This is a genomic window from Thalassotalea psychrophila (genome assembly GCF_031583595.1).
GTDB classification, from domain to species: domain Bacteria; phylum Pseudomonadota; class Gammaproteobacteria; order Enterobacterales; family Alteromonadaceae; genus Thalassotalea_A; species Thalassotalea_A psychrophila.
This window is the reverse complement of record NZ_CP134145.1, coordinates 3,740,341-3,762,743: the sequence shown is the minus strand read 5'-3', so window position 1 is coordinate 3,762,743 and position 22,403 is coordinate 3,740,341. Positions and strand designations below refer to the sequence as shown.

At 37.0% G+C, this 22,403-nt stretch carries 27 protein-coding genes and 1 riboswitch; of the genes, 9 read left to right on the top strand and 18 right to left on the bottom strand.

The features are described from left to right. Positions 1-65 precede the first annotated feature (65 nt). Positions 66-611, bottom strand: coding sequence for a peptide-methionine (S)-S-oxide reductase MsrA (gene msrA / locus RGQ13_RS15575; protein WP_348390664.1), 546 nt, complete (start codon positions 609-611; stop codon positions 66-68). A 110-nt stretch (positions 612-721) separates the two neighbouring features. Here msrA and RGQ13_RS15570 point away from each other — a divergent pair, with 110 nt between their 5' ends. Together RGQ13_RS15570 and rmf are read left to right on the top strand one after the other, a co-directional pair. After that, on the top strand, positions 722-937 hold the full coding sequence (locus RGQ13_RS15570) for a DUF3820 family protein (protein ID WP_348390663.1): 216 nt from the start codon (positions 722-724) through the stop codon (positions 935-937). 396 nt (positions 938-1,333) lie between these two features. Beyond that, a complete protein-coding gene (gene rmf, locus RGQ13_RS15565) occupies positions 1,334-1,507 on the top strand; it encodes a ribosome modulation factor (RefSeq protein ID WP_348390662.1) in 174 nt (57 codons plus the stop codon). A 147-nt stretch (positions 1,508-1,654) separates the two neighbouring features. Here rmf and RGQ13_RS15560 read toward each other — a convergent pair whose 3' ends face one another. From RGQ13_RS15560 to RGQ13_RS15510, 11 genes are all read right to left on the bottom strand, one after another. Continuing rightward, on the bottom strand, positions 1,655-2,398 hold the full coding sequence (locus RGQ13_RS15560; RefSeq protein ID WP_348390661.1) for a HesA/MoeB/ThiF family protein: 744 nt from the start codon (positions 2,396-2,398) through the stop codon (positions 1,655-1,657). 17 nt (positions 2,399-2,415) lie between these two features. Continuing rightward, positions 2,416-3,501: a molybdenum ABC transporter ATP-binding protein gene (modC, locus tag RGQ13_RS15555; protein ID WP_348390660.1), complete on the bottom strand. Its 1,086-nt coding sequence runs from the start codon at positions 3,499-3,501 to the stop codon at positions 2,416-2,418. Further along, positions 3,501-4,193 (bottom strand): molybdate ABC transporter permease subunit, encoded by a 693-nt coding sequence (gene modB / locus RGQ13_RS15550; RefSeq protein ID WP_348390659.1) that lies wholly within the window; start codon positions 4,191-4,193, stop codon positions 3,501-3,503. The genes modC and modB overlap by 1 nt, the downstream gene beginning before the upstream one ends. A 1-nt stretch (position 4,194) precedes the next feature. Continuing rightward, positions 4,195-4,989, bottom strand: a complete 795-nt coding sequence (modA, locus tag RGQ13_RS15545) for a molybdate ABC transporter substrate-binding protein (protein ID WP_348390658.1) — start codon at positions 4,987-4,989, stop codon at positions 4,195-4,197. Between the two features lie 23 nt (positions 4,990-5,012). Beyond that, positions 5,013-5,468 (bottom strand): molybdopterin synthase catalytic subunit MoaE, encoded by a 456-nt coding sequence (moaE, locus tag RGQ13_RS15540; RefSeq protein WP_348390657.1) that lies wholly within the window; start codon positions 5,466-5,468, stop codon positions 5,013-5,015. A gap of 1 nt (position 5,469) precedes the next feature. Beyond that, positions 5,470-5,724, bottom strand: a complete 255-nt coding sequence (locus RGQ13_RS15535) for a MoaD/ThiS family protein (RefSeq protein WP_348390656.1) — start codon at positions 5,722-5,724, stop codon at positions 5,470-5,472. Positions 5,725-5,734: 10 nt separating this feature from the next. After that, on the bottom strand, positions 5,735-6,208 hold the full coding sequence (gene moaC / locus RGQ13_RS15530) for a cyclic pyranopterin monophosphate synthase MoaC (RefSeq protein WP_348390655.1): 474 nt from the start codon (positions 6,206-6,208) through the stop codon (positions 5,735-5,737). 3 nt (positions 6,209-6,211) lie between these two features. Beyond that, entirely contained in the window at positions 6,212-6,751 is a 540-nt protein-coding gene (gene moaB, locus RGQ13_RS15525; protein WP_348390654.1) for a molybdenum cofactor biosynthesis protein B, read from the bottom strand. A gap of 2 nt (positions 6,752-6,753) precedes the next feature. Then, positions 6,754-7,350: a molybdenum cofactor guanylyltransferase gene (locus tag RGQ13_RS15520; RefSeq protein ID WP_348390653.1), complete on the bottom strand. Its 597-nt coding sequence runs from the start codon at positions 7,348-7,350 to the stop codon at positions 6,754-6,756. Positions 7,351-7,358: 8 nt separating this feature from the next. Beyond that, complete coding sequence (gene moaA, locus RGQ13_RS15515; RefSeq protein WP_348390652.1) at positions 7,359-8,330, bottom strand: GTP 3',8-cyclase MoaA; 972 nt, start codon at positions 8,328-8,330, stop codon at positions 7,359-7,361. Next, positions 8,319-8,470: riboswitch (molybdenum cofactor riboswitch) on the bottom strand. (Overlaps the previous gene by 12 nt.) A 113-nt stretch (positions 8,471-8,583) precedes the next feature. After that, positions 8,584-9,795, bottom strand: a complete 1,212-nt coding sequence (locus RGQ13_RS15510) for a porin (protein ID WP_348390651.1) — start codon at positions 9,793-9,795, stop codon at positions 8,584-8,586. 271 nt (positions 9,796-10,066) lie between these two features. Between RGQ13_RS15510 and moeA the strand changes: the two genes are divergently transcribed. The 4 genes from moeA (at position 10,067) to RGQ13_RS15490 (ending at position 13,538) form a co-directional block, all read left to right on the top strand. Next, complete coding sequence (gene moeA, locus RGQ13_RS15505; RefSeq protein WP_348390650.1) at positions 10,067-11,311, top strand: molybdopterin molybdotransferase MoeA; 1,245 nt, start codon at positions 10,067-10,069, stop codon at positions 11,309-11,311. 91 nt (positions 11,312-11,402) lie between these two features. Beyond that, positions 11,403-11,948, top strand: a complete 546-nt coding sequence (locus RGQ13_RS15500) for a hypothetical protein (RefSeq protein WP_348390649.1) — start codon at positions 11,403-11,405, stop codon at positions 11,946-11,948. Positions 11,949-11,983: 35 nt separating this feature from the next. After that, a complete protein-coding gene (locus RGQ13_RS15495; RefSeq protein WP_348390648.1) occupies positions 11,984-12,643 on the top strand; it encodes a DsbA family oxidoreductase in 660 nt (219 codons plus the stop codon). A gap of 118 nt (positions 12,644-12,761) precedes the next feature. Continuing rightward, positions 12,762-13,538, top strand: a complete 777-nt coding sequence (locus RGQ13_RS15490; RefSeq protein ID WP_348390647.1) for a hypothetical protein — start codon at positions 12,762-12,764, stop codon at positions 13,536-13,538. A gap of 85 nt (positions 13,539-13,623) precedes the next feature. Here RGQ13_RS15490 and RGQ13_RS15485 read toward each other — a convergent pair whose 3' ends face one another. From RGQ13_RS15485 to napE, 6 genes are read right to left on the bottom strand one after another with little or no spacing between them, the layout of a single operon-like run. Continuing rightward, positions 13,624-14,211, bottom strand: a complete 588-nt coding sequence (locus tag RGQ13_RS15485; RefSeq protein WP_348390646.1) for a cytochrome c3 family protein — start codon at positions 14,209-14,211, stop codon at positions 13,624-13,626. Between the two features lie 8 nt (positions 14,212-14,219). Beyond that, positions 14,220-14,699, bottom strand: coding sequence for a nitrate reductase cytochrome c-type subunit (locus RGQ13_RS15480; RefSeq protein ID WP_348390645.1), 480 nt, complete (start codon positions 14,697-14,699; stop codon positions 14,220-14,222). Positions 14,700-14,710: 11 nt separating this feature from the next. After that, complete coding sequence (gene napA, locus RGQ13_RS15475) at positions 14,711-17,212, bottom strand: nitrate reductase catalytic subunit NapA (RefSeq protein ID WP_348390644.1); 2,502 nt, start codon at positions 17,210-17,212, stop codon at positions 14,711-14,713. A 15-nt stretch (positions 17,213-17,227) separates the two neighbouring features. After that, positions 17,228-17,479, bottom strand: coding sequence for a chaperone NapD (locus RGQ13_RS15470; RefSeq protein WP_348390643.1), 252 nt, complete (start codon positions 17,477-17,479; stop codon positions 17,228-17,230). Then, positions 17,476-17,985 (bottom strand): ferredoxin-type protein NapF, encoded by a 510-nt coding sequence (gene napF, locus RGQ13_RS15465; RefSeq protein WP_348390642.1) that lies wholly within the window; start codon positions 17,983-17,985, stop codon positions 17,476-17,478. Before napF ends, RGQ13_RS15470 begins: the two co-directional genes overlap by 4 nt. Before the next feature lie 9 nt (positions 17,986-17,994). Next, on the bottom strand, positions 17,995-18,156 hold the full coding sequence (gene napE / locus RGQ13_RS15460) for a periplasmic nitrate reductase, NapE protein (protein WP_348390641.1): 162 nt from the start codon (positions 18,154-18,156) through the stop codon (positions 17,995-17,997). Between the two features lie 193 nt (positions 18,157-18,349). Here napE and RGQ13_RS15455 point away from each other — a divergent pair, with 193 nt between their 5' ends. Genes RGQ13_RS15455 through RGQ13_RS15445 form a run of 3 tightly spaced genes read left to right on the top strand, consistent with a single transcriptional unit; the run spans position 18,350 to position 22,386 of the window. Continuing rightward, positions 18,350-20,470: a tRNA(Met) cytidine acetyltransferase TmcA gene (locus tag RGQ13_RS15455; protein WP_348390640.1), complete on the top strand. Its 2,121-nt coding sequence runs from the start codon at positions 18,350-18,352 to the stop codon at positions 20,468-20,470. A 16-nt stretch (positions 20,471-20,486) separates the two neighbouring features. Next, on the top strand, positions 20,487-21,374 hold the full coding sequence (locus RGQ13_RS15450) for an ABC transporter ATP-binding protein (RefSeq protein ID WP_348390639.1): 888 nt from the start codon (positions 20,487-20,489) through the stop codon (positions 21,372-21,374). Then, positions 21,367-22,386 (top strand): ABC transporter permease, encoded by a 1,020-nt coding sequence (locus RGQ13_RS15445; protein WP_348390638.1) that lies wholly within the window; start codon positions 21,367-21,369, stop codon positions 22,384-22,386. Before RGQ13_RS15450 ends, RGQ13_RS15445 begins: the two co-directional genes overlap by 8 nt. Positions 22,387-22,403 lie beyond the last annotated feature (17 nt).

Sequence of the window (22,403 nt, the reverse complement as noted above, 5' to 3'; positions counted from 1 at the left end):
TAGTAGGGATATAGGACTTTAGGGATATAGGGCTTAAGGGCCATGCAGCCTTGCAGCTTGTCGCCTTACTTAACCTTATCCCTAAATAAACTTTCCAACTTAGCCAACTTGGGTGCGATCATAATTTGGCAATAAGGCTGGTAAGGGTTTTTATCGTAATAGTGTTGATGGACTTCATCGGCAATGTAAAATTCTTGCTCAGGCTCTAAGGTGGTTACAATAGCCGCGCTATATTCGCCACTTTCGGTTTGACCTGTTATCTCTTGTTTGGCTAACTTTAGCTGTTGTTCATTTTGGTAAAATATCGCAGAACGATATTGAGTGCCTCTATCATTTCCTTGCTGATTTAGCATAGTAGGGTCATGTAAAGCAAAAAAGACCTGTAGTATTTGCTGGTAACTAATAAGGGTTGCATCAAAAGTTATAATGACCACTTCTGCATGGCCGGTAGTGCCAGTACAAATTTGTTGATAACTTGGGTTGTTAATTTTACCCCCCATATAGCCTGAAGTTGCAGAATTAACCCCCTTTAATCGCTGCATTGGTGCTTCAATACACCAAAAGCAACCACCTGCAACAATGGCCTGTTGTATGTTTTTTGTATTATTCATAAATAATTAGATCCAAATATATTACTTTTAAGATTAGGTTCCTTTCATAAACCATTCAAGCTAATATTTATGGCTGACAAAATCAATTTAGATCTGGCCCTAATTATCTTATGGATCACAAAGCTTTACTCTCTGCTATTAATCAAATTATGCCTTTTGGTAAATACGCAGGAAGAAAATTATTATTATTACCTGAACCTTATTTAGTATGGTTTCATGGTAAAGGGTTTCCACAAGGAAAATTGGGTGAACAATTGGCATTAATCTATGAAGTAAAACTTAATGGCTTAGAGTCGATGCTGATGCCTTTATTAATAGATGAATAAAAAACTTAAGCTGTTTTTATCTTTAACATTACACCAATCTTTTTTTCGATTGATTTATATGTTCTTAATTTTATTTTTTGATTAAAAAATAAACACTATTTTTAATGGCGCGAACTCAGTATTTTGTCTGTAAAAATTAAGATGATGTTTTTATTACAATTTAATTTAATTGAACAATCGTTTAAAAAATAATCAAAAAATAAAACAGATTTTTTAATCTATTTGCATAAATAGTTATTGTTGCTTTGACAGAAGTCTCCACTGTTTGAATTACAAAAAAGCAGTTGCAAGCAAGCTAAAATTGATCTTAAATTAGATGTCGACATGAAGTTTCTCGACCACCTCAAGGTTCAGTTTCGTACTGACCATTATAATAATCTAGAGGAGTCACTATCTATGAAAAGACAAAAACGCGATCGTTTAGGAAGAGCACACACTAATGGCTATCAAGCCGGTTTAAGCGGTAAAAATAAAGAAAATTGTCCCTATCAAAATGTTGATGCAAAGTCTGAATGGCTCGGTGGTTGGCGAGAGGCCATGACCGACAGAAGTACCGGACTGTTTAAATAACTAATTAAAATTAATCAATTCACATTTATCAGAAAACTAGACGCGCATTATCTATATAAATAATGCGCGTTTATCGTTATTTGTGAATATATATTCATTTTTACTTCGCACAGCAAGATCACGAACTTAATGAAACTGGTATTAATGTTAATGCTTGCAGCCACATTGCAGGCTTTTTGATATTTTAAACGTTTGCCATTGCATAGCTAGACCATCAAAAAGCATGACTTGATTGCTATTAACATTTTTACCGATCAAATATTTAATAGCCTGCAAAGATTGCATGCTACCAATAACACCTAGAATAGGGCCTAATACGCCAGCGGTAGAACAATTTATACTTGGCTCGCCTTTGCTTTTTGGATAAAAGCATTCATAACAACAAAAGTCGAGTTCGTTTGGGTTAATAAACATTAACTGGCCTTCAAAACGGATTGCTGCAGCGCTTAACAAAGGTGTTTTATGCTCAATGCATTTTGCATTAATTAAATAACGAGTACTCAGGTTATCGCTACAATCTAGAACTAAGTCGACTTCAGGTAAGTAATAATCTAGGCTTTCTCCATCAATCATCTCATCAATAGCTTCTACATCAATTTCTTGGTTTAATCCTTTTAAATGCTCACAAATAACTTCTGCTTTATTTTTGCCAACATTTTTTTGCTGGTAAATTACTTGGCGTTGCAAGTTGCTTACGTCGATGGTGTCCCCATCGGCAATAATTATTTTACCAACTCCTGCACCCGCTAAATATAAAGCCGCAGGATTACCTAAACCACCAGCACCAATTATTAAAACATTCGAATTCTTCAAAGCTAACTGCTGTTTCTCATTGAACCCATTTAGCAAAAGTTGACGTGAATATCTTAGTTGTTCTTGATTAGATAACATGATTGTTGTCCGATTTATCAGTAGCTGCGAATAGCATTGGCTTTAAACTGAATATAAACAGTTTGGCCTATTTCTAGTTTTAGTTTTTCTACAGAGTAGCGAGTTAACTTAACCAAAAAATCTTGCGCACAGGCATTAACCGTTATTTGGGCTGAATTACGACTCAGTCGCTGAATATTATTGATCACACCTTGTAAATTATTTATCACCGATGTGTCTTGCGGTTGTTGTAAAGTAATACTTATATCCGTAGCAAGAATATAGCAACGTAAATGGCTATTAATTTTTTTATCAACAACATTGGTGTATAAACGAGAGTTACCTGGCTGTGCATCAATAAAATCGAGTTGAGTTAAGCCAAAATTGGGTAAGTGTTGCTGTATCTTTAAGCTTAGAGATGTTTGGATTGTTTGACCGTGTGTTACGCTTTCATGCAATTGGTTAATTACCTGATGTACATGCCCTCGTTGAATCACTTTGCCATTTTCCATCACCAGAACATTATCTGCTAGTTGTTGTATCTCAATGACTGAGTGACTTACGTAAATCATTGGCAAGTCTAAACGTTGATGGATATTACGTAACAGTTCAACCATTTCGCCTCGAGCTTTATTATCTAATGCACTTAACGGCTCATCTAATAATAATAATTTTGGCTCTGCTAAAATTGCTCGAGCGAGAGCAACGCGCTGCTTTTCACCGGCAGAAAGTTGCCCTACATGTCGTTTTTTCAAATGTTCTATTTGGGTTAAGCAGATCACTTCATCGATTGTCATGCTACTAGACTGACAACGTTTGACGGCAAAATCCAAGTTGCCTAATACATCCAAATGAGGGAATAATCGTGCATCTTGAAAAACAAAACCAATATTACGTAGTTCGCTTTTAATGAATGTGTTTCTATCGGTGTTTTGTAGAATAATATCGCCATATTCTACAGTACCTATTGCATTCGAGTTTAATCCGGCAATAACACGTAATAAACTGGTTTTTCCTGAGCCAGAATGTCCTAAAATACCGGTAATACCTTTGAGTGGTATTTCCTCTTCGCTTATTAAACTGAAATTATCATATTCCAAATGGATATTAAGGGCAATGCTCATTACATGCTCCTTATTTTAATTGATTTTTCAGATTTGAAATTAAGCAGGTATATTAGCGCCAGCATCAATATAGAGCCTATTAAAAGGCTTCCCGCTAACCAATGTGCTGTGCTGTAGTTCATCGCTTCAACTTGATCGAATAGTGCGATTGACAATACACGGGTTTCACCAGGGATATTTCCACCAATCATTAATACCACACCAAATTCACCAACAGTATGAGCAAAACCTAAGCTGGCGGCTGTAATAAAACTTGCCTTTGTCATCGGAAAGGTAATATTGAAAAAACGATCAAAAGGGCCCGCACTCAGCATGGCACCCGCTTCATCTAGGCTGTCTCCAAGCTGCTCAAATGCTTTTTGTAATGGTTGTACTACAAAGGGAAGGGAATAAATTACTGAGCCAATCAATATGCCAGTAAAGCTAAACGCAAGAGATGCTCCTGTAAGATCATGAATGAACTTTCCGGGGCCACTGGTAGGTGAAAATAATATTAATAAGTAAAACCCAAGCACTGTTGGGGGCAATACAAGTGGCAAAGCAACGATTGCTTCGATAAAAACTTTAAAGCGAGTGGTAAGCTTACTTAAATACCAAGCCAAAGGTGTGCCAATTATCAATAGTATTATAGTTGTCAGTGTCGCAAGCTTTAAAGTGGTAGCAAGTGCTAGCCATTCATTAATGTTTTCCATGCTAAATGCTCGCTACTGCTATTTCGGTAGTGTTGTCCTTGCCATTTTTTGGCGTTGATTCTGATTCATCTTGTTCTGGTATGGTAATCGCTGGTAAGTAACCAGTTTGACTAATAATTTTTTGCGCTGTATTAGATAATAAAAACTCGAAAAACTGCGTTGCTAAGTTAACATTTTCTGCATGTTTTAAAACAACCATTTGCTGCTCTAACGCATGATGTAAAGAGTCGTCAACGAGTACACCATGACCAATCTTAGAGTTTAATAATTGGCTGTAAGAAATAAAACCGTAGGTTACAGCACCGCTATGTATTTGCTGGTAGGTTTGGTTGATGTTGTTGCCAACAATTAATTTCTGATGATATTTGGTCCATAAATTCAGAGACATTAATGTTTCTTTTGCCGCTAATCCATAAGGCGCAATATGCGGTCCCGCAGCTGCAATTCGACCATCGTAGTTTTTTAAATTATCTAAGCTTATATTTTGTTCACTTGTTGCTGACCATAATGCTAACTGGCCGATAGCATAAGTCTTTCGGTATTTATCAAAAATGAGACCTTGTTCTTCTAATAGTTGCGGCCGGCGAAGGTCAGCAGCTAAAAATATATCAAACGGCGCGCCATGACGAATTTGCTGGTACAACACTCCGGTAGAAGCAACAGAAATTTGTTCGGTAAAAGGGTGTGTTTTTTTGAATTCTTTAACTAACACTTCAACAGGAAGAGCAAAGTTGGCAGAAACTGCAATCCTGAGCTTTTCAGCATGAGCTGAGTATGTTGCACAACTTAATATCAAGCAAGAAAGGAGAACCCGCGCTGTTACCACTTATCAGCCTCTTTTTTATCATTAGTTTTTGCTTCTACCCAACGTTCTCCTTGTTCGGTTAGCTCTTTTTTCCAAAATGGTGCGCTTACTTTTAAATAATCCATAATAAATTCAGCAGCCATAAATGCGTCTTGTCGATGTTTACTCGTTACTCCAACAAAGACAATTTTTTCACCAAGAGCAAGTTGCCCGTAACGATGAATAATACTGATATTACCAAGTTGCCATCGCTCTCTTGCTTGCTTTGATATATCTTCCAAACAGTTTTCGGTCATGCCTGGGTAGTGCTCTAAAAATAAATGTTCAACCTGACAGCCATCATTTTGATTTCTAACTCTACCTACAAATGTCACAACCGCACCATCAGTAATATTATTCGCTTCTAAGATATCAACTTCAGCAGCAAAATCAAAGTCTTGTTGCTGTACTTTGATGCTATTAATCGTCATTTTAACCGCCTGTTACCGGAGGGAAAAATGCAACGGTATCGTTATTGCTAAGCACGGCATCATCTAAAACCATGTGTTGATTTAATGCCGAAAGTAATGTTGATGAACTAAACACTGCATGCCATTGCTCACCTTTAGCCATGAGTAAGGCTTTGATATCACTAATACAACTATCTGTATCTGGTAGGTTTAATGTTAATTCACCACAATTAAGTTGCTCGCGAATTGATGCAAAAAAAATAATATTAACGTTCATAAATTTTTTCCTAAGCAGTCCAGTGTCCAGTTTTACCACCTTGTTTTTCTAATACTTTTATATCAGAAATCACCATTGATGGATCAACCGCTTTACACATATCAAATAAGGTTAAAGCCGCAACACTAACAGCGGTTAATGCTTCCATTTCTACGCCTGTTTGACCGCTAAGTTTACACATACTTGTAATTTTAACTTGGTTACTGGTCGCTAAAACTTCAAAGTCTACTTGTACTTTCGACAACATTAGTGGGTGACATAATGGGATTAGATCACTACATTTTTTAGCTGCCTGAATACCGGCGATTCGGGCAACAGCAAATACATCGCCTTTTGCATGTTTACCGGTAGATATTAACTCTAATGTTTTCGCACTCATAGTAACAAAACCTTGCGCAGTTGCCACTCTAACTGAGGCTGGTTTTGCACTAACATCTACCATGTTAGCTTCGCCTTGGGCATTTAAATGGGTTAAGTTATTCATTATCTAGTCTCTGCTTTCGCAAGTTTCAGCCAAGTTCAAATGTGGCACAAAATTACAAGGTTTGTGGCTAGCATCAAGCTGCTCTTTGATCACTTTGTCCCATGCTGTTTTACAAGCATTGGTCGAACCCGGTACACAACAAATTACTGTTCGATTCGCCATACCAGCAAAGGCACGAGATTGGATAGTCGAGGTGCCAATTTCATCATAAGATACGCTGCGAAATACTTCGCCAAAACCTTCAACCTGCTTATCAAAAAGTGGCATGATAGCTTCTGGTGTATTATCTCTAGCAGTAAAGCCCGTTCCGCCTGTAGATAAAACAGCATGAATACGCTCATCAGCAATCCACTTCGACATAATTGCCCGCAGTTGGTAAACATCATCAATTACTATCGCTTTATCAGCTAAGTTATGACCTGATTTAATTAAGCGTTCAACTAACGCCTGTCCGGAAGTATCGTTTTCTTCAGTGCGGGTATCAGAAACAGTTAATACTGCAATGTTTAACGGAACAAATGCTGCTCCACCGTGGTTTGACATGATTAGATCCTGCTTGTTAATTTTCTTTTAATGTTTTTGTTAATAAGTTTTTTAGCTTGTTGCCATTCATCTGGGGTATTGGTATTAACCAACACTTGTCGATCAAATTGATCAACACTCAGAGAGCTTGCTAATTTAAATACCTGTTTAAATGATGGTCCTTTACCACTTGCTAAGAAGCGAGGGCTACTAAATTCATCGTCTAAAAACTGGCTCAGCAGAGCATTTACTGGAATATAAGCGGGTAATGAACATTTTGTGTAGTGACAAGCCTTATTAGCTAATGTGCCTTTAAGTTTCAGCTCTTGTAAATGCTGAGCGGTAATGAATGGCATATCAATAGGTAAAACAAGTACTGATCGTGGTTGGTATTTTTTAATTAAAGAATGAATGCCGGCTAATGGACCGCCTTGTACAACTAAGTCGGCAATGCCGCCACTGTTGCTACCTGAAATTTCAATTTTGTCTAAATGACATTGCTGCAAAAGTGATTGGCAATGGCTTAACATGGTGTCATTTTTCAAAGTTAAAAACGCTTTGTTCTCACCCATTCTACTTGATTGGCCACCGGCTAAGATAATTCCTAAACAATCCATCATAATTCCTTTTACCCGCCTAACATTGATAAATGTTTAGTTGCACCGGTGAAGCCTTCTTTTAAGAAGTGAGTGGCTTGTTTATCATTGAGTAAACTCATGATTCGTCTTTGTAGCGGTAAAGGATCATCAATCTGTAGTTGTTCTTTTAACGATAACCCTTCATCGGCGAACAAACATAAATGTAGTTTACCTAAAGAGCTAACGCGTAAACGATTACAGGTATTACAAAAGTCTTTTGCGTAAGGCATTATCAAGCCAATGGTTCCTTGATAATCAGGATGAGCATAGACCTCAGCTGGTCCGGCAGCTTTATTACGAATAGTTGGCAGCCATCCATTTGCTAGCAACTGATTTTTTATGTGCTGACCACTTACGTGCTGCTGTTGGTAAAAGTCTTTATTATCACCAGTTTGCATCAATTCGATAAAGCGTAGGCTGACTGGCTTATCTTTTACATAATTAAAAAAACTATTGAGATCATGGGCGTTATATTCGCGCATCAATACGGTATTGATTTTTATATTGGTAAAACCAGAACTCAAACCATTATCAATACCTGATAAAATTTCATCGAGTTTGTCTTTTCCGGTAATTGCTTGAAACTGGCGAGGGTCGAAAGAATCAATACTAATGTTTAGTGCATCAAGACCTGAATCTATCCAAGTAGGTAAATGCTCTACTAATTTAAAACCATTAGAAGTGATAGCGACGGTATTAATGCCATTAGTTTGTTTACAGGCTTGGATAATGTCAGGCAAGTCTTTGCGCAGTGCGGGTTCACCACCGGTGATACGAATTTTTTCGGTACCCATACTGGCAAATCCCGCCGCTAAGCGTTTAATTTCTGCAAGCGAAAGAAAATCACGATCGTGATCGCATTCATAACCATCAGGTAAGCAATAGTTGCAACGAAAGTTGCATACGTCAGTTATAGATAGCCTCAGGTAATAAAACCTGCGGCCAAAGTTGTCTTGTAACATGTTCACCTTTCCAATGTCGGGAGGCTAGAAAGTTTCCTTGCTAACCCTGGTGGCAAATACTTAATTGCATTCGTGCCACGGCTCAATGTTCATTCATGCATGGCATGGGCAGAACATAGAGCTCGGCGATAAATATCAATATACTTATTGATATTAACTAACTTAACAATACCACTTTTTGAGTAAATCTTCCAAAAATCAATTCCACTATCTGAAATTTTTACTGGTTTAATGGCTGTTTGGTAGCTTTTTATTAAAAATTAGCAGTTACCATGAACCATAATTTTGTTGTGTCAGTTGCATAATCATCAGAAGAATAACTTGCTGCTTTTACTAACGTAGATATTTGCTTATTAACTTTATAAGTTGCTGCGATGTTGATCTCATCACCGTATTCAGCATTGCCTTCATCTGCTTCATAAATGTGGTACGCAGCTGATAAGCCAATAGGACCAACTTTAGTTGCAGCTTTTAGGTAAGTATCAACAATACCGTCATCAGGTGTGCCTAAAAATTTATCAGCAAAACCTTGGTACATGTGTAGAGTTGCTAAAGGTGTAGAAAAGGCTACATTGCCATCATCACTACCTAGTACTTCAACACCACCACCAACGCTAAAGCTTTTGAATTTTGCCATAGCTTCTAGAACCATGTAGCTTGCTTCAAATGTTTCAGGGTTATCACCTGCATCTTCTTGATTGGCAAAGCCTGCTTTAACCGCTAAGCCAGTACCACCAAGATCAAAATTACCATTGTAAGTTGCGCCCATGGTGTTGCTAGAAGTTCCTGCTGCAGCACCATCAAACTCTAAGCTGTAATTGAAAACGGTTAATGCATGTTGCTTGTTAAATTTATACTTGGCGTTAACTAAAATAATATCGCCGTGTAAATCAGATTTTCCACTGTCTTCACCAAAGATACGGTTTACGTTATATACGTAACTAGCATCTAGAGTTAATTTATCTGTAGGGGTTACTTGTAAACGGTAGCCATCGTAAGTTTGTTCATTTTGACGCCATGCTACACCACCAACAAAACGTTGATCATCTAGTACAATGCGTTGGCGACCAGCTGTGGCGGTAAACATGTCATCAGAGTATTGCAAATAGGCTTGGTTAACTTCGCTTCCTTCAGGATCTGCTACGGTTGGATAAGTGCCTTCACCGTTTACAGTTGAGTTATAGCTGTCATTACCTATTGCTGTTACATCATCAACTTCTACTTTAGCGCTAAAATTAGAAACTTTACCAGTAGTTACCGTTACACGGCTTTTAAGTGTTGACGCTAATGCATCTTCATCTATTCCATCTTGGTCTACAGTTTCTACTCGATAACGCAATGAAACATCAACTTTAGATTCTTTTACCGCTTTTGAAATATCATCGCCAATATTTGCTGAAGCTGTAAATGCGGTTGCTAACCCTAAACTAACTAGACTTAATTTTAATGCACTTGATTTGTTCATGATTTCCCCTGGTAAGCGCTTACGCTTTAAATGTTTAATAATGATCTAATGAGCATATTTTCTTCTAATTCTTATTTTTAAACTTTGATGTAAATCATCTTTTGTAGCTTTCTGTAATCGCATTGTTAATCACCATCTTGCTTTGTAAACAAAACTTGATTTGAATCAGTTTTTGTAACTTTGTGTGCCCCTGTTGGTGAAAAATCATTTTCGATTTTGCAAGCTATGAATTAGTATAAGTACAATTTTACGATAAAAAAAGAATGTGTTTATGTCTGATTGTTGCTCTGCTCCAGGGTTAATGCCTTTTGAAAACGCCTTAGCGCAGTTACTTGCAAACGTGCAAGCCCCTAACAAAACGCAATTTATTGCAATTGAAGATTGTTTAGACAGAGTGTTGGCAAGCACAATTATTTCCCCAATTTTTGTGCCACCAAATGATAATTCAGCAATGGATGGTTATGCATTTTCTTTTGCATCAATCAATGAAATAGAAAATACAAAATTAGATATCATAGGTCGCTCTTTTGCAGGTGAACCGTTTACTGGTCGCACTGAATTTGGTCAATGCATTCGTATTATGACTGGCGCTAAAATGCCAGATTGCTGCGATACTGTGGCTATGCAAGAAAATACTAATGTTGTTGATGGAAAACTAACTTTTACGAAGTTGCCAACCGAACGTTGCAGCAATGTACGCAGTAAAGGTGAAGATATTAGTAACGGCCAAAAAGTGTTTGAACAAGGGCATAAACTAGCCGCCATAGATATTGGCTTGTTAGCTTCTTTAGGGGTGTCTACTATTGAAGTTTATACTCCGGTAACTGTTGCTTTGCTATCTACTGGAGATGAACTTCGTACACCAGGAGAGCGTTTAGGTGACGGAGATATTTTTGAAAGCAATCGCTATGCATTAAACGCATTATTACAACGCTTAAATGTTAACGTTATTGATTTAGGTATTATTCGCGATGATAAACAAGCGATTCGTAAAGCATTTATAAAGGCGGATAAAGAGGCCGATGTTGTTATTTCTAGTGGTGGAGTTTCTGTTGGTGAGGCAGATTATACCAAAGATATTTTAACCGAACTTGGTGAAGTAGGCTTTTGGAAAATAGCGATGAAACCAGGCAAGCCTTTTGCATTCGGTAAGCTGCCTAACAGTGTATTTTTTGGTTTGCCAGGTAACCCTGTTTCTGCATTAGTTACCTTTTATAAATTAGCTATTCCAGGCATAGAAAAAATGCAAGGAATGCCATTTAAACCAGCAGCCAAATTTTCTGCCATTAGTACCACTAAGTTAAATAAGTCACCGGGACGTATGGACTTTCAACGAGCCATTTTTTCTTATGATGAGCAAGGTGTGGCTCAAGTTACCTCCACAGGAACTCAGGGCTCTGGTATTTTAACCAGTTTAGGTAAAGCTAACTGTTTTATTGTTTTGGATTCAGAACAAGGCAGTGTGGCTGAAGGGGATAGCGTTTTTGTTGAACCTTTTGCTTTTGCGTTTCAGTAACCTAGCATCGTTATAAATAGCTTTTTTGCAACTTTGTTGTTTTTTAGCCAAACTATAAATACTAATAGTTGGGTTATATTTGGAAACAATAATGAAATTATCTTTAATAAAGTTTAGCTCTCTTTTCGTTTGCTTATTTCTTTTAATATCTAACTTCTCGGTTGCCGATGAGCAAGATAAAACTTTGGCTGAACCCTTAAGGATGTTTAGCAAGTTCATCGGCTCTTGGGAATCTACTTTTGCAATGATGGATGGTAATCCACACGTAGTGGATGTAGCTGTTTGGGAAAGAGCTTTAAACGGCAAAGCGATAAGATCATTACATTCTATTAATGATGGTATGTATGGCGGTGAAATGCTGATGTTTTGGGATAAAGAGCTTAATTCATTGGTATTTTATTATTTCACTACCGCCGATTTTTATACCAAAGGCACAATTGAAGTAGTAAATGAAACCAGCTTTATTGCCTATGAAGATGTGAGTGGCTCAGACGATGGCATTACCAAAGTTAAATCTACTAGTACATTAGTTAACGGTAATATTAAAGTAACTACTGCTTATTTGAAAAATGATGAATGGACTGAGCCAGAGGTGCGCACATATACCCCCAGTACAAAAACGGTAAATTTTAAATAAACATTCAATATTGAAGTATTAAAGGTGTTCTGAAGATGAAATCCCCCCTAATTATTGACTACTACACTGATATTTTGTGTGTTTGGGCATGGATAGCTCAGCGTCGTGTTGATGAATTAAATAATCAACTTGGCGATCGTATTGAAATTCGATATCACTACATGGATATTTTTGGTGATGTACATAATAAAATTAATACTCAGTGGCAAGAAAAGGGCAGGTTTGAAGGGTTTGCTAAGCATGTAATTAATGCGGCAAGTGATTATGAGAATGCACCGGTAAATACCGAAATTTGGCAGCACTCAAAGCCAACAACATCAGCGACATCACATCAGTACCTTAAAGCTGTTGAGTTAGCTTATGATCGAAATAAAAGTATAGAGATAGCGTTAAAGTTCAGGCAGGCATTCTTTATTGATGGCTTAGACATATCTGACATTAACGTGCTAAACACTTTATTGGAGCAAGCTGGTTTAGATATTGAAATTATACATAACACTATATCTGATGGCAGCGCTTTAGCTGCTTTAATGAATAATTACCAAACTGCAAAGCAGTTATCTTTAAAGGGCAGCCCATCCTATATTATCGATAATGGCAGACAGACATTATTTGGTAATGTTGGTTATCGCGTATTGTTAGCTAATGTTGAAGAGCGACTTAAAAGGCCAAGTAACGAAGCTAGCTGGTGCTAACTATTTTATTAACATGAATTTTTAATCCTTGAGTTTGAAATGATAAACAGTAAACTAAATTTCTAATAATAAAAATTTACTGAATGAATTATCATTCAACACAAGGAAGCTCGCCTTCATGGAAAAGAAAAAACTACCTATAACAGATATCTTCTTAACAAGTATTCTCTTACCGTTTTATCGCATCAAAGCTTTACTGAGACTAACCTGGCCTTATATTTTATTAAATATAAGTCAGCTGATGTTTGTTGATGTTGAATTTTATCAACACAACACCTTGGCTGTTTTTACCTATTGGTTGGTACTGATGGTGGTAAGTGTGATTACTGCCGTGAATTGTCATCGAATCTTTTTACTTAGTGATGAAGAAGTAGAGCAAACAAAACTGTTTAGGTGGAATTCAAATGACACTAATTTTTTAGTCAGGCTAATTAAACTTGGGTTGTTTGCATGTATTTTATCTATACCGTTTGCGTTTATCATGTTTGGGGTTTTCAGCAAAGGAGACTATTTTACTGACAGTCCATTTACCTATGTATTGCTTGTAACTGTATTATATTTACCTGTTTCATATTTTCTTGCGAGATTGTCGATTTCACTCCCTGATGCAGCCGTTGGGGAAGATCGTTCCTCTGGCTGGTCATGGGGAATTTCAACGGGTCAAAGCTTTCGCTTATTCATTTTATTATGTATCTTGCCGACGATAACCAACTTGACTCTGACGGGAATTCAAAATGTTATTGGTGATTATTATGTACTTAATTTCGTTATAAGCCTAGTTTGGTTAATTATTGCTGCAATTGAGTTGTGCTTATTATCAAAATCTTATGATTGGCTTATTAGCAATCAAGAAAAGCAATTAGATAATATTGATAAGGTAGAATTAACTGGTTAAAAAATAAAAGGGTTAACTTATCAAGTTAACCCTTTCAAATAATGCTGTTCCTAGTTCCTAGTTCCTAGTTCCTAGTTCCTAGTGCTTACCAACCCTCAACACCTTCCATGTCAGGTAACTCATGAGCAATACCTTTATGACAATCGATACAGGTTTTCTCACCGCTGGCTAACGAAGTAGAATGTTGTTCTTCAGCACGAGTACTTTGTGCTGTAAAGTCCATGTAGTCAAAGTTATGACAGTTTCGACATTCTAATGAATCATTAGCTTTTAACCTTGTCCATTCGTTTTCAGCTAAGTGTCGGCGTTTACCTTCAAATTTTTCGCGAGTATTAATAGTACCGAATAATTTGCCCCAAACCTCTTTAGATGCTTGCATTTTACGAGCAATTTTATCAGTCCATTTATGTGGTACATGACAATCTGGACATGTAGCACGCACACCCGAACGGTTAGAGAAGTGAATTGTCGTTTTTAACTCTTCATAAGGGTTATCTTCCATTTCATGACATGAAATACAAAACTCTTCGGTATTGGTTATTTCTAATGCGGTGTTAAAACCACCCCAGAAGATAATTCCGGCAATGAAGCCGCCAATCACTAAAAAACCCAAACTATAGTGCACACTAGGCTTACGTAGTGTATTCCAAATTTTTACGATTAAATTTTTCATAACTGCACCTACTCTTTTTCAGCTTTGGCTTTTTGTGCTTTTTCTTTCATCAGAGTATCCATGTCAACAAACGTGTTTTCAACTAATGGTTCGGTATCTAGTTGAGGCACGTGACATTGACTACAAAAATATCTGCGTGGTGACACTTCCGCTAAAAAGTTACCGTCTCTATCCATATAGTGGGTCACACTCACCATAGGTGCTTGTGATTCATCAGTACGTTTACGAGAGTGACAAGACATACACTTATTCACTTTTAAATCGATTTGATAATTACGCACCTTATGTGGAATGATCGGCGGCTGCATCGGGTAGTTACGCTGATGCTTAATATCAGTATTTTCTACATTTGGCATAGCTTTTGGTTGCTTTTGGGTATCAATACTTGTGTTATCTCTTAACGTTGCTACCTCTGCAGCATGGCTAAATGCTGCAATTGTTGAAAGTAAAATACTTACAGAGAATAAAGTCATAATTGAATTTTTCATTGGTATTCTCCTTAAGCTTTAACTATTTTAATGGCACATTTTTTGAAATCCGTTTCTTTTGAAAGCGGGTCGGTTGCATCTAATGTGACTTTATTTACTAAACGGCTAGCATCAAACCAAGGCATAAATACTAAACCTCTTGGTGGTTTATTACGTCCTCTCGTTTCAACGCGAGTTTCAACTTCACCACGACGAGAAATAAGTTTAACTAAATCGCCACGACGTAAACCACGTTTTTTCGCATCATCAGGGTTCATATAAACAACTGCATCAGGCATCGCTTTATAAAGCTCTGGCACTCGCTGAGTCATTGAACCTGAATGCCAATGTTCTAGTACTCGACCGGTTGATAGCCATAAGTCATATTCAGCATCAGGAAATTCAGCTGCAGGTTCATAAGGTAAGGCAAAAATTACTGCTTTACCGTCTGGCTTACCATAAAAGTCGTAATCTGATCCTGGTTTAACATAAGGATCAGAGCCTTCTTTGAAGCGCCATTTGGTTTCTTTACCGTCAACTACCGGCCAACGTAAACCACGTTCTTTATGGTATCTGTCATATGGGGCCAAATCATGAGCATGACCACGACCAAACTCTGCATACTCTTCAAATAAACCTTTTTGAATGTAGAAACCAAAATCGCGAGATTCTTGATTTAATCTATCATCTGGAATTTCTGATAATGGGAATTCATTTACATTGCCATTTTCATACAAAACACTGAACATTGATTTACCACGATGTTCAGGCATTTTAGCCAATAACTCTTCCGGCCATACATCTTCAATTTGGAAACGTTTAGAGAACTCAACCAATTGCCATAAATCAGAGAATGCTCCCTCTGGTGCGGTAACTTGCTGGTACCAAGATTGCGTACGACGTTCAGCATTACCATATACCCCTTCTTTTTCTACCCACATTGCTGTTGGTAAAATTAAATCAGCAGCTTGAGCAGTCACTGTTGGGTATGGGTCTGATACAACGATGAAGTTTTTCGGGTTACGATACCCAGGCATGCCTTCTTCGTTAATGTTGGCTCCAGCCTGCATGTTGTTATTACATTGCACCCAGTAGAAATTTAATTCGCCATCTTTAAGTTTACGCGTTTGTAAAACTGCATGGTAACCAGGTTTTGGTGGGATTGTACCTTCGGGTAATTTCCAAATTTTCTCGGCTATCGCTCTATGCTTAGGATTGGCAACTACCATATCTGCAGGTAAACGATGTGAGAAAGTTCCAACTTCACGAGCTGTACCACACGCTGATGGTTGACCTGTTAATGAAAATGGGCTGTTGCCTGGAGTTGAAATTTTACCGGTTAATAAGTGAATGTTATAAACTAAGTTGTTCGCCCAAACACCGCGGGTGTGCTGGTTAAAGCCCATAGTCCAAAGTGACGTTACTTTAGTTTTTGGATCTGCATATAACTCAGCTAAAGCGTTTAGTTTATCTACCGGAACTGTAGATAATTCTGATACATATTCAGCAGTATAAGTACTAACAAATTTAGCATATTCATCAAAATCAATAGGCTTAGAACCTCCTGCATCAGCAGCACTGTTGTTTTTGGCTTTTTTCTCAAGCGGATGCTCTGGGCGTAAGCCATAACCTATATCTGTGTTACCTAAACGGAAATTGGTATGCTTATTAACGAAGTCTTTATTAACTCGGTCAGTTTTAATAATGTAATTTGCAATAAAGTTTAAAATTGCTAAATCGGTTTGTGGAGTAAAGATCATACCGTTATCTGCAAGATCAAAACTACGATGTTCAAATGTAGATAATACGGCAACTTTTACATGTGGTGCACTTAAACGACGATCAGTAATGCGTGTCCATAAAATAGGGTGCATTTCTGCCATGTTTGAGCCCCATAATACAAACGCATCGGCATGCTCAAAATCATCGTAACAGCCCATAGGCTCATCGATACCAAATGTACGCATAAAACCACCCACAGCAGAAGCCATACAGTGACGAGCGTTTGGATCAATATTGTTTGTTCTAAAGCCAGCTTTCATCAATTTAACTGCAGCATAACCTTCTTGCACAGTCCATTGTCCTGAACCAAACATACCAACAGCAGTAGGACCTTTTTCTTTTAAAGTTTTTTTAGCTTTTTCGGCCATTATGTCAAAAGCGGCGTCCCAAGTGATTGGAGTGAAGTCACCATTTTTGTCATACTTGCCATCTTTCATTCTAAGTAATGGCTTAGTTAAACGGTCTTTACCGTACATGATTTTTGATAAAAAGTAGCCTTTAATACAATTAAGACCTTTGTTAACTGGTGAATTAATATCACCATGGGTAGCAACAACCTTGTTGTCCATTGTGGCAACATTAACACTACAACCTGTACCACAGAAACGACAAGGGGCTTTATCCCATTTTAGTTTCGTCATTTCGCTACTGGTGATTATATTTGATGCTGATGCAGGTAATGCAACACCCGCTGCAGTTGCAGCTACAGCAACAGCATTCGCTTTTATAAATTCTCTGCGGTTAAGTTTCATAGCAGTTATTCCTACTTATTCTTCTAGATATTGGTGGTAAACCGGAGCAAGAGTAAAAATGCCCGATTGATCTTTGATTTGGTCAGCATAGTTGCCAATAATACGTTGATTATCAGCCTCTATAGTGAATACTATTTTTCCGGTGTCGTTACTGGCATGAATTTCTGCGCCAGGTGTTGCTTCGATGCTTTTTCTTACTACATCTTCTTTAGTAACATCAACTTGAGCAATAAAACTTGCTACATGATATTCGGTTGTTTCGGTCATTGGTTTAGTTCCTTGAAAAGGAGTAATTCTGTTGAGTTTGTTGGACAGGGTTTGATACATGCACCACACCCGGTACATAAATCTTGAGAAACTTGCGGTTGTGGAATTGCACTATCAATATAAGCAAATGATATAGCTCGGCTTTCACAAGCGTCTTTACAGCTTTGACAATACACATTATTTTTAGCTAAACAGTTGTCTTTTATATTAAATTTACTCGGCCAAGCTTGCCCTGTTTTATCTTCTTTAAAAAATGTTTGCTCACAACTAGTGATGCAATCTTGACAAAATGTGCACTCACCTTGGTCAAAATCAATTTTTGGGTAGCCATCAGGACCCTTAACAATAATGTTTTCTTCACAGGCCGATAAACAATCATTACACTTTGTGCAATCGTTTATAAATGCATTTTCACTCGTGATCCAAGGCAGCCTGAAGGCTGGAGCGATAGTTGGTTTTTTACCTCTTAAAAAGTTTCGACGCGATTGATCGACATTAATTGTCATAAAACTTACTTAAACTCCTGGAGGACCTAAAATTAATTGGCTGATCCAAATGGCAAAACCTAAACCGCCAACAATAGCAATTGCTAATATGGGGGCTAGGAAAACGGTAAGGAATAAAAAGGTGTTGCGTTCATCTTTTTTTTGTTGCTCTGAATTGACTACTTCACTCATGATAATTCTAATTTTTCATTAACTTTTTAATTAGTATAGTAGCTCTTCAAAAAATGTTGTTGATTTGAGTCAAATTTTGTAATTTTTTGTGGTAATTTTCATGATTTTTGCCATGTATATAATAAATTAGCTTGAGGAATATAAAAAATTTCCTATTACCTGTTAAACTGATAAAAATATTTATAAATATGAAATGGTTAGTCAAATCAAATATCAGCAGTTATTCGCCCAAATTCAACAGGCAACATTAGCAAATAGAACTCGAAGTTTGTTTATTTTTGTAGGTGAAAACGAGTGGCTAGAACAACAAACTAATACAATGATTAACGAATCATTACCTGATGCATTATTTTTTTCATTTGAACCTAAATTTAGCAAGTTTTCAGATATCACTTATGTGCATAATAAAACCTATCGTCAGTATTTAGGAACGGAACAAAAACATATTATTTTTGCTGTTAATGATACTTTTAATGTTGATGCTTTCGCTGCTTTATCGGGGACATTAATTGCTGGTGGACAATGCGTGTTATTGCTGTCTAAATCACAATTCAAAAATAGCCCTTTTAGTCAACGATTAATGACATTTTGTGATAAATTTGAGCAAATCTATCGCGTCGAACAATCAGACAAAAAACTTCCTTTAATACAAGCCTATACTCCTGTAGTAACAGAGAGCCTTGATACAAATAAATCGCAGCTTAATTTTGGATGTATTACTAAAGAGCAAGAGAGCGCCGTAGATAAAATTATTAATGTTGTTAACGGTCATCGCGATAGACCTCTAGTTATTACTGCTGATAGAGGACGGGGAAAGTCGAGTGCCATGGCTATCGCTGCAAGTGAAATATTAAAACAAGGTAATAAAAATATTATTATTACCGCCCCACATCCTGATGCGGTTAATATCTTTTTTAAACAGCTACAAGTCAGCTTACCTGAAGCGATAAAAACAGGTAGAGTTATTCGCTACCAAAATTCTGAGGTTCAATTTCTTCCGCTGGATTTGATAATAAAACAGCAACCAATTTGTCATTTATTACTTGTAGATGAAGCGGCAGGTATTCCACTGCCAATACTGAAATCATTATCTAAAAATTATCACCGCCAAGTATTTGTGTCGACCATACACGGCTATGAAGGCGCAGGAAGAGGCTTTAGCGGCAAGTTTTTAAAAATGCTAAAAGAATCACGCCCAAGCGGTCAACATTTTCATATCAATGAACCAATTCGTTGGGCGATAAATGACCCACTAGAGCAGTTTACTTTTGCTAGCTTATTATTAAATAGTGAGCTGCCAAAGGCGAAATATAACGCCAGAGAAGCTATTCAATATCAGGTGCTTAGCAGTAAAGATTTAGTAAAAAACGAAGTTCTTTTAAATCAAGTGTTTTCCTTGTTAGTGACGGCTCACTATCAGACAAAACCGAGTGATTTAAAAATGTTACTTGATGATCCAAGTATCAGTGTAATTATACAGCAGCAAAATAAACAAATTTTAGCCGTGGCTTTATTGCTTGCTGAAGGTGAAGTCACTAGCAAATTAGCCAATAAAGTGAAGCAATCGTTAAGGCGACTAAAAGGCCACTTTATTCCTCAATCATTATTAGTGCATTGTGGTATTGAAGATGCGTTTAATTATCGATTTCAGCGTGTTGTTCGCATTGCAGTTCATCCAGAGGTACAGGACCAAGGATTAGGTACAAAACTCCTAAATTACTGTGCAAGTGACAGTAAAAACCGAGGCTTTGATTTTATTGGATCAAGTTTTGGTGCTAATCAACAATTGTTATCTTATTGGTTTAGATGTCAATTTAATATAGCACGCATTGGTTTTAGCAAAGATGCGGCTAGTGGTGAGCATTCAGCTTTAGTAATAAAGCCGCTTACCGAACAAGCTGAACCATTAAGTAAACAACTTAAACTGCAGTTTTTTCGAGACTTACATTATTATAAAAGTGATGAATACAAATATTTAGATACACAATTAATGTCTGAAATATTCGCCCATGCTGATAATCTAAGCATACCCTCTAAGCAAGATTTACAAGCGCTTGCTGACTTTGCCCAAGGTAATAGAGTTTTTTCATGCTGTGCGCCGGCAATTAAACGTTGTTTAATTGGTTATCTAGTCGTTAATACTGATGAAGTACAAGCCGAACGTTTGGGATTAGCTATCGCGCTACGTAAAGTTATTCAGCAACAAAGCTTCGCTGAAATTTGTGAAGAATTTCAATTAACGGGTAAAAAAGCAGTGTTGAAATTGCTGCAACAATTTTGCACTCATCTGTTAAACCAATTAACCCCAAAATAATTAATTGAGTAAAGTTATGAAGATCATTACGGTAGAGAATTTAACCAAACACTATAAAGATGTAAAAGCCGTAGATGATGTAAGTTTTGATATTATCAAGGGCCATTGTTTTGGTTTATTAGGACCAAATGGCGCGGGTAAAACGACAACCATTGAGATAATGGAAGGCATCATCAATAAAACCTCGGGTAAAGTTAAATATAATACTCAAGCTGATGCTGATGTGAGCCAATTAATTGGTATTCAATTTCAAAATACTGCCTTACAAGACTTCTTAACTGTCACTGAGACACTTAATTTATTTTCCTCATTTTATGAAAAAACCTTATCAAATGAAACCTTAATAGAACTTTGTGACTTAAGTGAGTTTGTTGATCGTGATAACCGGCTGTTATCGGGTGGTCAAAGGCAACGTTTATTGTTAGCTTTAGCATTAATTAATGATCCTGAAATTGTATTTTTAGATGAACCCACAACTGGCTTAGATCCTCAATCGAGACGACATTTTTGGCAATTGATTAAAAATATTAAAGCGCAAGGAAAAACCGTTATTTTAACCACTCATTATATGGATGAAGCAGAACAGCTTTGTGACAATATAGTGATCATGGATAACGGTAAAATCATCGAGCAAGGCTCTCCTAAACAATTGTTAACTAGGCATTTTAAGCAAGTATTTATTTATCTTCCTATTGAAAATGTTAGTCAAGAAAGGGTCAAAAAACAGCAATGGAATATTGACGGAAACCATGTTGAAATTAAGACCAGTAACGTTGAAAAAACAGTTAAAGAATTAATTGAGCTAGCAGTACCATTAACTGGATTACATATTAAATCAGCGAATTTAGACGATTTATTTTTAAAGCTTACAGGACATTCATTAGGAGGTGCTGGACATGTTTAAGTTTTCAAGGTTTGCAGCCGTCGTTAAAGCTCGTAATTTGGAATTCTTTAGAGATAAGTCATCGTTGGCATGGAATATTCTCTTTCCAGTGTTGTTATTGGTTATTTTCTCGTTTGCCTTTTCAGGTGATGGTAGAGCGGTATATAAAGTTGGAGTTATAGAGCAAAATTTAGTAGAAGTTGCAAAGCCCAATCCTTTCATGCAAACAAAATACATCGACTTTGTACAATATAAACAGTTAGATAAAGCCATGCCTAAGTTGGATCAGCATGGTATTGACATGATCATTGATTTAACTCATAACCACTATTGGGTTAATGAGCAATCTCCGAAAAGCTACATGGTTGAAAAAATATTTATTCATGATGCCGACGGCTTAACGCGTATGGTAACTACGGGTGAACCAATTCGCTATATTGATTGGGTTTTACCGGGTATTTTTGGTATGAATATGATGTTTAGCTGCTTATTTGGCGTTGGTTATGTGATTGTACGTTATCGTAAAAATTCGGTGTTAAAACGTTTAAAAGCGACGCCACTATCGGCGTTAGAGTTTATTTCCGCCCAGCTATTATCACGCTTATTTATTGTTTTGTTTATGGTGTCGGTGGTTTATAGCGGCTGTAATTTATTCTTCGACTTTATTATGCTTGGCAGTTACTTAAATTTATTCCTTATTGCAGTTGCTGGTGCGATGAGCCTAATAAGCCTTGGTTTATTAATATCTACTCGCAGTAAATCAGAAGAGCTGGTTGGCGGTTTATTAAATATGGCAACTTGGCCAATGATGTTACTTTCAGGAGTGTGGTTTTCATTAGAAGGTGCGCCACAATTCGTGCAAAATATTGCTGAGGTGTTCCCCTTAACTCACTTGGTGAGTGCGGCGCGAAGTGTAATAACTGAAGGGGCAACATTACAGGATGTGAGCTATCAACTTACTGTTTTATTATCGATGACTGCCATTTGTTTATTGCTAAGTGCTAAATTATTCAGTTGGGATAGTGATAGGTAGAAGTTAGAAGCTAGAAA